The organism is Nocardiopsis lucentensis DSM 44048 (genome assembly GCF_000341125.1).
Lineage (GTDB): Bacteria > Actinomycetota > Actinomycetes > Streptosporangiales > Streptosporangiaceae > Nocardiopsis > Nocardiopsis lucentensis.
The window spans coordinates 1-759 of the sequence record NZ_ANBC01000661.1 but is presented as its reverse complement, the minus strand read 5'-3'; the positions used below and the strand labels follow the sequence as shown (position 1 = coordinate 759).

Annotated in this window: 2 protein-coding genes; both read right to left on the bottom strand. The window is 73.4% G+C overall.

What is annotated here, in order from left to right:
* The coding region (locus D471_RS0123380; RefSeq protein ID WP_017600865.1) for a hypothetical protein at positions 1–320 on the bottom strand (320 nt) is incomplete at its 3' end.
* A partial coding sequence (locus tag D471_RS35760; RefSeq protein ID WP_017600864.1) for a TetR-like C-terminal domain-containing protein occupies positions 317–759 on the bottom strand: 443 nt, incomplete at its 5' end. The genes D471_RS35760 and D471_RS0123380, both read right to left, overlap by 4 nt.

Sequence of the window (759 nt, the reverse complement as noted above, 5' to 3'; positions counted from 1 at the left end):
GGCAGCCGCAGCAGGGGGCGTGACCAGCCCGCGCGGAGTGTGATCACCAGGAACACCGCCGCGTACGCGAGGAAGTGGGCGGCGATGAAGAGGACGAGGGGTGCGTTCGCGGCGGTCCGGGTCGCGAGGGCGATCAGGGCGACGCCGCTGAACAGCAGGTCCGCCGTGGCGAAGTGCCACACCGCGTGCAGGGTCCGCCGTGCCTCGGCCTCCAGTGGGCTGCCCAGCAGCGGGCGGACCACGTCGCGCCCGCCGGCGACGAGGTGGATCAGGGCCGTCACGGCCGCCAGGGCGCCCGCGGCCAGAAGCCATCCGTTCACTGTGCCTCGATTCCCTTGGCGGCGATGGCGGCGACGCTGCGCGCCAGTCGGGGGCCGGCGGGCTCGCCGAGGATGCCCAGCCGGAACAGGACGGTGCCGACAAGGGTGTCGAGCACCAGGTCGGTCTCGACGCTCGGGCCGCTCTCGCCGCGCTCCCGGGCCCGGTCGAAGACACCGGCCAGGCGCCGCTTGGCGGGCGCGAGGAAGGCGGAGCGGATTCTGGTCCGCAGTTCGGGGACGGCGGCGAAGTCCGCCAGCAGTCCGGGCAGCGCCGCGGCGGCGGCCGGCGCGCCGAACTCGTCGATCAGTTGCTGGACGAGGACGGTGAGGTCGCCTTCGAGAGTTCCGGTGTCGGGAACCGGCGCGGTGTCGGTGGTGGTGAACACCGCCTCGTAGACGAGTTCGGCCTTGCCGGACCACCGGCGGTAGATGGTGTCCT